The following is a 9,592-nucleotide window of genomic DNA, read 5'->3' on the forward strand; positions in this document are numbered from 1 at the left end:
AAGACAATTTCAAAGATTGTAAAATGGGCTTCTAGCCTGTTCCAGCAGAAAAAATCAAAGATTGTGGAATGGGCTTCTAGCCCGTTCCCAAAGACAATTCCAAAGATTGTGGAATGGGCTTCTAGCCCGTTCCTAAAACCATAAAAATAACTGCACAATCTAAAACTTGTCCAATTATCCCCATCCTCAATTGTCACCAAATCCCTCTAAACCTGTCCATCCCCTCAAGCGGCTGCTGAAATACGGGCGCCGCTACCGCCTGAAAACTTGGCTGGCAAGTATTTGTTCGCTGCTGAATAAATTCTTTGATTTAGCGCCACCAGCATTAATCGGTATTGCCGTTGATGTGGTGGTGAAACAACAAGATTCTATCCTTGCTAAGTGGGGCATAAAAGATGTCGTTTGGCAACTCGCAATCATTACTTTTTTGAGTTTGATTGTTTGGACTTTGGAATCGGTTTTTGAATATGCCTATGATTATTTGTGGCGCAATTTGGCTCAGGATATCGAACACGATTTGCGTCTGGAAGCTTACAGCCATTTACAAGAATTAGAATTAGCTTATTTTGAAGAACGCAGCACGGGCGGTTTGATTTCGATTCTCAACGATGATATCAATCAACTGGAACGTTTTTTGGATGGTGGTGCCAATGAAGTGATTCAGGTAAGTACGACGGTAATTGTGATTAGCGCCGCTTTTTTTGCAGCATCTCCTGCTGTTGCTATCCTGTCAATGCTGCCAATTCCTTTTATTATTTGGGGCTCGTTTGCATTTCAAAATCGCCTTGCTCCACTGTATGCTGATGTGCGGGAAAAGGTGAGTTTTTTGAACGGGCAATTGTCGAATAATCTGACGGGAATTACTACTATTAAAAGTTTTACTTCCGAAGATTATGAAACTCAGCGCATCGAAACCCAAAGTCAAGCTTACCGCCAAAGTAACCGACGGGCGATCGCAATTTCGGCAGCTTTTATTCCGCTAATTCGCGTGGTGATTTTCCTGGGCTTTATTGCAACGCTATTTCTGGGCGGTTTGGAGGTAGTGGCGGGCAGATTGTCTGTAGGGACTTACAGCGTTTTGGTGTTTTTGACGCAGCGGTTGCTGTGGCCCCTGACCCGCCTGGGTGATACTATGGATCGATACCAGCGCGCCATGGCTTCTACTAATCGGGTGATGAATTTGTTGGATACGCCGATCGCAATTCGCACGGGTGATATTCGGCTGCCGGTTAGTTCGATTAAAGGCACGCTGGAATTTAAAAATGTTACCTTTTATTACAATCAAAGAAAACCGATTTTGCAGTATTTTTCCCTGACTCTGCCGGCGGGGAAGACTACGGCAATTGTGGGCGCGACTGGTTCGGGAAAAAGTACGCTGGTAAAATTAATTATGAGGCTGTACGAGGTACAATATGGTCAGATTTATCTCGATGGCATAGAATTAACTACCCTGAATTTAAAAGATTTACGGAGAGCGATCGGATTGGTGAGTCAAGATGTATTCTTGTTTCACGGTACGGTGGCCCAAAATATTGCTTACGGCACTTTTGATGCCACCGATCGAGAGATAGTAAATGCTGCTCAAATTGCGGAAGCTGACGAGTTTATCGCGCAATTGCCGGACGGTTACAACACTATTGTAGGGGAACGCGGTCAAAAATTGTCGGGGGGACAGCGGCAGCGGATTGCGATTGCGAGGGCTGTGTTGAAGAATCCGCCGATTTTGATTCTGGATGAAGCTACTTCAGCGGTGGATAACGAGACGGAGGCCGCAATTCAGCGATCGCTCGAACGAATTACCAAAAATCGGACTACAATTGCGATCGCCCACCGTCTTTCTACTGTCCGTAATGCCGATTGCATTTTTGTCATGGAGCAGGGGCGAGTGGTAGAATCGGGGCATCACGAACAACTTATCGAACATAATGGAGTTTATGCGTCGCTCTGGCGGGTGCAATCTGGTATAAAATAAAAGCGCTGCGCTTTTAGGTTGAATTTGCTAATTGGTAATTGGTCATTGGGCATTGGGCATTTGGCATTGGTAATTAGTTATTCACAGTCTGCTAATAACGAATCACAAATAACCAATAACGAATCACAAATAACCAGTAACCAGTAACCAATAACAAATAACCAATAACCGTAAGATATTAGTTTCTACAAGCAAAGAGAAAAAATGTTTTTATTTGGTGGGCCTGAGTCCGAACAAAAAAATCAAAGTAACTGGCGCCGCAAATTAGATAAATTTGTAGCAGCCAACAAACAAGAATTGGCGGCTTTAGCTTGGGGACTCCTTCAGGAAAGAGGAGAGGAAAGCGACGATATTTTGGGCATTGATATTGCCGGAACGCCACGCTTCGTGTACTGTAAAAAAGAGGCAGTAGAAGAGTTAAACCGTCAAGTTAAAAGTCATATTCAGGAAATTTTAGGAGTGCTAAACGCTCACAAACCGGAGAAAGAGGTAGCGATTTTGGCGATCGGCGAAGGTGAAATCAAGCTAATTTTGTTTGAAATTGACCCCGCACCCCCTGATTGTTTTGAACTCGCAGCAGCGGATGTCGATACATTGATCGATCGCCTAGAAAAGCAAATGGCTGAATATATTAAAGGATAAATTATATCCAATCCGGTAAAAAAAATACTAATTAAGTTCGTAGTGAGGACTTTAGTCCTCATTTTCAGAGGACTAAAGTCCTCACTACGAACCAGTTTTGTTGTGTTGGATATCAAAATAACCAAGAATCAAAATAACCGGCGGGTGGCAAATCGTCGGTCAAAATTTGAGCTTGGTCTAAATTAGCTATAATCTGAGACAATTCTGAACCTATTTTCACATCAAGAGCTCTGTCTGTCAAGGAAAACGAAAATTCATGTCCATCTTGCACATATTTTGCTCTGGAAACAATCTCTTCTTTGTCTAAAATAGGGCCGTTAGTCCCAATTAAAACACTATTAATATCCTTCCAAGGGCATACGTATACCTGGGAAAACACGCTTTGAAAAGTCTTCACCTTTTGGGCATAAAACTCATCTCTTTGCAGCAGATTTACTAAAACAACTCCAGCGGTTGACAAATGTTTTTGGCAAAGTTCATAAAATTCTTTAGTTGCTAGCCGGTGCGGAAAGTAGCCGTTGCCAAAAAACACGTCAGTCATGATTATATCGTACTGCACATCTGGGCTTTGCTGCTCTAGATACTCTCTCCCATCTTGGATTGCTACGCTGAGTCTGCTGTCGAAGTGCACTCCAAAACACTCAATGGCGGCTGAAATCGCGATCGCATCTACATCAGCACATTCTACAACAGTTTCCGGCAAATAATGGTGCATAACTAACGGAATTCTGCCACCGCCAAACCCAGCTATATAAACTTTTTTAGGTTGATTTTGCCACAATAAACCCAACATCATCGCTTGGGTATATTCTGAAACTAAATGCAGAGGATTGTTGAGGTTGAACACAGATTGCAATAAATCTGTATACAAATTCACTTTTTCTACTAAACATAGCTTAATTTGACCTTTATCTTTTCTAACTGCAACATAGTGAACTCCCGACTCTTTGCAAAACACAACTCCATCCGGCTGTTGTTGCACCCAAGCCAGCCTCTGTTGAATATTCGCTAAATTGATAGTTTGCCAATTTTTTTGTTCGTCAATCATCTGATTTTTTAATTTATTGGACGCACGAGTGGTTAGAAATGCGTCAATCCTGTTTTCTTTAAACTCTATCTTTTTTGAGATTAAATAAAGGTACGTTGTTGCGCTTCAGCGCTCTTTTCTAATTTATAGCGGATCTAGCGAAAGATTCGCGGACGTTGTTGGGAAGAGAGCCCTCTTGGTTTCAGTGGTTATATAACCTGTCAGTCATACCTCACCTTTTTGAGAAAGGCTATATATATAAAAGAGCGCTGAAGCGCAACTACGTACCTAAAGACTAATCCCTATAAGAGTGCAATTTTCTTTGAAGGTTGTTGCGCTTTATGACCCTTTTCTACTTTATATATCAAAGAGCGCTGAAGCGCAACAACGTACCAAAAGACTAACCTCTATAAGAGTGCAAGTTGCGTCGAGGAATGTACTAAAAATCGTAGACTAACCGGGTATTTGCGAAGGAACTGGGTTTCTCATCAATTTTCTATTTTATATTGTGAAAAAAACCTGAGATAAATTAAGTAGATGATACCTGCTTATACGCCACAAACTCCAAACCCGAAATCGAAAAATCTATTCTTTCCCAATCTTGCTTATCACCTTCAAACTTTTCAAACGCTGCTGAGGTAAGCAAAATCTCTCCCCGTTCCGCCAAATCCTCTCCCAGCTTGGCTGCTAGATTAAATTCCGATCCGTACATATCCTCTCCTTCCAGCATCAAAACATCGCCGCAGCCAATACCAATGCAGAGGTAAATATCCATATCCGGCGGCAGAGTCGTGTTGACAGCCACCGTTTGTTTCAGAGAGTCAATTGCAGATTCCACAGCAGATTTTACATCGGGAAATACTGCAAAAATATTGTCTGCTTCCTCCTTAACAACAGTACCGCCACATTCCGCAATTATCGGTTTGACAATTCCGTGCATCCGGTGAATCATTGACAAAAAATGAATGATTCCGTAACGGACAGTTGTTCGAGAAAATCCCGACATATCCATTACCAAGATTGTGTGATTTTGACGAAAAGTTGCATTAATTTGGGCGTCAATTTCTGCCATTCTTTGGGGGTTTTCGTTTCTTTCTTGCAGCAGTTTTTCCAAGTTGGTGCGGTTATTTGTTTTCATTGTAGTTGAATTAATTAAACTCCCAATCGCGACAAAAAGGCTGAGGGCGACCAGCGGGATGTACTGCACAATTGATACCATCTTTGCCGTAATAATAGTCGCAGACTTTGCAAGGTTGATTTTGCTCAATCTTTTTCATCAAAATTGCCCGGATAGTCTGAACTCGGTTGCGATACTTGTTGGCTGTCGAGTGAGTCGGTTCAATTGCCAAAGCTTGCTGAAAAGCTGCTATGCTGGTATCGTACAATTTAATAATTTGGGCGCTGTATTTTGTCCAAGCATCGGCGCGACTTTGATACAATTCAATGGTACTTAAGTTTAAAATGCCGTATTCCGTCCAAGCGTCAGCCGAAGCCCGATCGAACTTAATATTGGCATTCATCAAGACTTTTTTGATGGTTGCCAAAAGTTCCCTGGGCTGCCAAGGTTTGCTAACATACGCCTCGGCGCGATCGATCGCCCTGGAGAACAAAGCTAGCTGCTGTCCCTTGCCGGTTAAAAATATTACTGGTATATTCCGAGTTTCGGGATTAGCTTTGATTAAACGGCAAACACCGTAACCGTCCATGCGGGGCATGACGATATCTAATAATACTAAATCCGGGTAACTTCTCTCAACTTTATCTAGTGCTTCCACACCGTCAGATGCTTGAATTACATTTAATCCACTGCATTTCAACTGATGTGAAATGCACTCCCGCTGGCTGCGGGAATCTTCCACAACTAAAACTGTACTCATCACTCCCCACCTGGTTTCCGATGTAAACTTGTGCGCTGCTTCGAGTTGCCCTGACTGACATTATTTTACCCACATTGAATGATTTTGTTATCACTAGCTAAGGGAATTCTCTAAACTTGCAACAAATCTTAAACTGGGAAGCACAGGCGATACCGATCGCAAAAATCTGCTTGCCAATACGGGGAATTATTGCAAGTTTGATCAAAAAATATTCGGATTTTAAACCTTAATAACGGCAAACTGTACTGATGCAAGCCAAAAACCTTGTTGAATTGCCACAGATAATCCGCTACTGTGTACGTTAAAGTTCTTATGGACGACAAATGAATAGATTGCTCCTCACTTTGCTTGTAAGTCCGACGCTGTTTGGATCTCTGATGTCTTTGAGCGCGATCGCCCAAAACACTCAAAACATAGGCGAAACACCGGGTAAATCGGCTGATGCGCCAACCTGCGTGCGATCGCCCCACACCCAACGTCTGACTTGTATGCGCCTTCCCGGTAAGGCTGCTGCTGCTAATTCCAAGGCCAGAATCGGTTGGCAGCGCCCGAATCAAGAACCGGTGGCGATGCTAGATTTTACGGAGGAAGAAAGCGATGCAGCAGCGGCGCTGTTTGGCTGCGACTGTCAGTTGTGCATCAATTCCCTGCGTCAGTTGCGCGGTTTGCCGCCCTTGGACTTGAGTTGAGTGCGATCGCCAAGACTGCTTCAGCTAACGTTGTTTTGTAAGATCGACTCTCTCGTAGTTTGGCGCAGTCTTCTTCGGTAATCTAAAATCTAAAATCCCAAATCTAAAACCAAAAATTTCAAATCTCAAATTGTTCGATCGGGGTGTTATTTCTGCGCCAAAGCCCATACTACTAAGGGAAAATCCGGCTCATTTGCTAACGAATGAATGGAAGCATTGTAATATTCCCATTTTGAGAAGTTTGCCACAATACAAGCGCGGTTTCCCCAAGAGCCTGTTTGGATGCGCTCTAAATTGAAACCGCATTCAGCCAGCAGGTATTTGATTCCTGTTTCTGTCCAGCGAGAGCAGTCGTTAGGGTAATCGTGAATCCGAATCAAAAACGGTATAGTTATTAAAAAATAACCGTTTTTGTCGAGCATTTGATAGATATTTTTGCCAGCGCGGTAAGGCCAAAGTAAATGTTCAAATATCTGTTCGGCAATGATTAAATCAAATGTTTGATCGAGGCAACACTCGCAAATGTCAAACTCTGGATATTTGACGGATTTATAGCTTTGAAAAGATTCTAATTTGCCCCAACTGTCGCCAGAGATTTCTAAGGTATTTAATCGATCGGGCTGCAAGCTTTTAACGATGTTGCGAGTTTCGCGGTTCATCACAACTCGGCACCAATGTTCGTCAACTGCACCAAATACCATATTTCCTCCGTTGAGATTTGTAGGGCGATTAATAACGGGATAGCTAGCCTTCGGGAAGGGGAGAGCGAACGCTTCACGCAATTTTTCTCTACAATAACCTATTCTGATTGGCGATCGCCCGCACCGACTGCTAAAATGAAATGTATAATATTAGCGATGTAAACCGCTACTCGAAATCATGTCCGCAAATACCGCGCTACCGCCAACCCTAGCTAAAATTGTCCAGCGCTTCCAGCGACACTCCGATCCGAAACAGCGCTACGAACAACTGCTGTGGTATGCCAAGCGACTCCCACCATTTCCCGAAAGCAATAAACAGCCAGAGAACAAAGTTTCTGGCTGCGTGTCACAAGTTTATATTACCGCAACTTTAGCCGACGGAAAAGTTTCCTTTGAAGGCGATTCAGACGCTCAGCTAGTCAAAGGATTAGTTGGCTTGCTCGTCGAAGGTTTAAGCGGATTGACGCCTGCGGAAATAGTCAGCGTTACCCCAGATTTTATTCAAGATACGGGATTGAATGTGAGCCTGACACCTTCTCGCGCTAACGGATTTTATAACATCTTTCAAATGATGAGAAACAAGGCACTGGGTTGCGAAGTTAGCGCGCAAGCAGAAGCAAATTAACAGGAGCAAAAGCTGTGACTCAGACTGCTGATTTAATCCAATCTAATTATGGCAGCTATCCCGCGACAGTTCAAGAATATCTCTGGAACTGGAAAGGAACGCAAATCAAAGTTATTTACGAAACCAGAGGACAAGGAAACACCGTATTATTGCTGCCAGCTTTCAGTACGGTTTCAACACGAGCAGAAATGCGTCCTTTAGCAGAATTGTTGGCTCCTAACTTTCAAGTTGTGAGTGTAGATTGGCCTGGTTTTGGCGACTCGGATCGCCCGCGCACCGACTACGAACCGCAATTATATCATCAATTTATTCAGGATTTTGTTGAGTCTACTTTTAGCAGTCCTGTGGCTGTAGTTGCGGCCGGTCACGCTGCGGGTTATGCGATGCAATTAGCGCAGTCAAAGCCGAATGTTTGGTCAAAAATTGTGTTAGCTGCACCGACTTGGCGCGGGCCTTTACCGACGATGAGCAAACAGCAAAGCGGCTGGCACGGAATTGTCAGAGAATTAGTGCGATCGCCCTTACTCGGTCAATTCCTTTACAAACTGAACACTGCGCCGTCATTCCTGGGTTTAATGTACCGCCGCCACGTCTACGCGGATGCAGCAAAAGTCACCCCCGATTTCATCCAAAACAAATGGAAAGTCACGCAGCAAGTAGGTGCGAGATTTGGTTCGGCGGCTTTTGTAACTGGTGGTTTAGATCCGGCAAAAACCCGAGAAGAATTTGTCGCCAACTTCCAAGAATTAGCAGTGCCGGTGATGGTTGTAATTGCTGAGAAAGCACCGCCCAAATCTAAGGCGGAAATGGAAGTATTAGCCCAATTACCGGGAGTAGAATCGCGAGTTATCCCTGGTTCTTTGGGCTTGCACGAAGAGTATGCGGCGGATTTGGCAAATGCGGTTAAGTCTTTTGTTTAAGATTATAGACTTCTTGCAAAAATAATTAGGACGGGCTAGAAGCCCATCCCACAATAAAAAAGATTTTTGTGGGATGGGCTTCTAGCCCGTCCCAAATGACTAATGACTTCTTCTATTCTTGATTGCCTTTCCCGCGAATATATCCGTTATCTGCAATCCGCCAAGCACCCCCAGTATTGCCGGTTAAATCGCAATCATCCACCGTAGCAATACTATCTCTATAAACTGCGATCGCCTCACCTTCATTACCATTAATTCTACACCTGCGCGCAATCAATTTTCCTCCCAATCCGACACCTATTCCCAGAGTGCCGTTATTATAGATATTGCAATCTTCCACCGTTGCTTTGCCATTATCCGAGATAAAGATTCCGTTCCATATTCCATCATGAATTTGACAGCGACGGATTACTGAATTAGCATTAGAGCCGCAGATTACTACCACAGAATAGTTGGCAGAAGTGATATCGCTGTCTTCTACGATTAACTCGCCTTGGCGAATATCTACAGCGTAATATTTCCCTGTTGTTTTAATTGTCAATCCTCGCACTAAAGCGCTGTCTGTTGCCATTTGAATGCAGTTTGAATCGCTGCTTTCAACAGTGACGCTACCCGCTTCTATGTTGCCGATAATTTCCACAGATTTGTCGATTATTATACTTTCTTTGTACACACCCGGATGCACATAAATTCGCGTACCTGAAACAGCATTTTTTAGGGCTTCGCTAATAGTGGTATAGTCACCTTCGCCTTGCTGAGAAACTACAAATTCTTGATTTTTCAAAATTGCTGCTTCTGGGGTTGACTCGGCGTTTTTATCTAGTAATTCAGCTTTTGGTGATTCTTCCGCTGTTGCAGTAATTTCCGGTGTTGGCTGCAACCGTTCTTGATATACTGTTTCTAAGTGATGTTCTAACTCAGATATTTGAGATTGAAGTTGAGCTTGACTCTGGTTTGCTTTCTCGATTTGACTTTGCATTTCCGAGAGTTGGGCGTAAATGTGCGATCGCTCTCTGTTAGCAGTTTCTAGTTGAGACTCTAATTGCGATCGAGTTTGACGCCCATTTTCTAACTGATTTTCTAAGTCGGATATTTGAGATTGCAGTTGATTTTGATTTTGATTGGCTCTCTCGATTTGA

Annotated in this window: 10 protein-coding genes; 5 read left to right on the forward strand and 5 right to left on the reverse strand. The window is 43.4% G+C overall.

Translation table 11 applies throughout. The features are described from left to right. The first annotated feature begins 190 nt into the window (after nucleotides 1-190). Entirely contained in the window at nucleotides 191-1,972 is a 1,782-nt protein-coding gene (locus JGK07_RS27515) for an ABC transporter ATP-binding protein (protein WP_293207785.1), read from the forward strand. 204 nt (nucleotides 1,973-2,176) lie between these two features. Continuing rightward, entirely contained in the window at nucleotides 2,177-2,614 is a 438-nt protein-coding gene (locus tag JGK07_RS27520) for a hypothetical protein (RefSeq protein ID WP_293185107.1), read from the forward strand. A 112-nt stretch (nucleotides 2,615-2,726) separates the two neighbouring features. Here the strand turns inward: JGK07_RS27520 and JGK07_RS27525 are convergent, their stop codons facing one another. From JGK07_RS27525 to JGK07_RS27535, 3 genes are all read right to left on the reverse strand, one after another. Next, nucleotides 2,727-3,662 carry a spermidine synthase gene (locus JGK07_RS27525; protein WP_293193103.1) on the reverse strand — a complete coding sequence of 312 codons (936 nt, stop codon included), beginning with the start codon at nucleotides 3,660-3,662 and terminating at the stop codon, nucleotides 2,727-2,729. A 508-nt stretch (nucleotides 3,663-4,170) separates the two neighbouring features. Beyond that, entirely contained in the window at nucleotides 4,171-4,779 is a 609-nt protein-coding gene (locus JGK07_RS27530; RefSeq protein ID WP_293193104.1) for an adenylate/guanylate cyclase domain-containing protein, read from the reverse strand. Nucleotides 4,780-4,789: 10 nt separating this feature from the next. Further along, complete coding sequence (locus JGK07_RS27535) at nucleotides 4,790-5,518, reverse strand: response regulator (RefSeq protein WP_293185111.1); 729 nt, start codon at nucleotides 5,516-5,518, stop codon at nucleotides 4,790-4,792. A 323-nt stretch (nucleotides 5,519-5,841) separates the two neighbouring features. On the opposite strand from JGK07_RS27535, the gene JGK07_RS27540 reads away from it, so the two are divergent. Beyond that, entirely contained in the window at nucleotides 5,842-6,207 is a 366-nt protein-coding gene (locus JGK07_RS27540; RefSeq protein ID WP_293193105.1) for a hypothetical protein, read from the forward strand. Nucleotides 6,208-6,353: 146 nt separating this feature from the next. On the opposite strand, the gene JGK07_RS27545 is transcribed toward JGK07_RS27540, so the two are convergent. Then, a complete protein-coding gene (locus JGK07_RS27545) occupies nucleotides 6,354-6,989 on the reverse strand; it encodes a methyltransferase domain-containing protein (RefSeq protein ID WP_293193106.1) in 636 nt (211 codons plus the stop codon). Nucleotides 6,990-7,086: 97 nt separating this feature from the next. Here JGK07_RS27545 and JGK07_RS27550 point away from each other — a divergent pair, with 97 nt between their 5' ends. Further along, a complete protein-coding gene (locus JGK07_RS27550; protein ID WP_293185115.1) occupies nucleotides 7,087-7,533 on the forward strand; it encodes a SufE family protein in 447 nt (148 codons plus the stop codon). A gap of 14 nt (nucleotides 7,534-7,547) precedes the next feature. Next, entirely contained in the window at nucleotides 7,548-8,453 is a 906-nt protein-coding gene (locus tag JGK07_RS27555) for an alpha/beta hydrolase (RefSeq protein WP_293193107.1), read from the forward strand. A 112-nt stretch (nucleotides 8,454-8,565) separates the two neighbouring features. On the opposite strand, the gene JGK07_RS27560 is transcribed toward JGK07_RS27555, so the two are convergent. Beyond that, nucleotides 8,566-9,592: right-handed parallel beta-helix repeat-containing protein (locus JGK07_RS27560; RefSeq protein ID WP_293193108.1), on the reverse strand; the 1,027-nt coding region annotated here is incomplete at its 5' end.

The sequence above is a fragment of the Microcoleus sp. PH2017_24_DOB_U_A genome, assembly GCF_020738205.1.
Lineage (GTDB): Bacteria > Cyanobacteriota > Cyanobacteriia > Cyanobacteriales > Microcoleaceae > Microcoleus.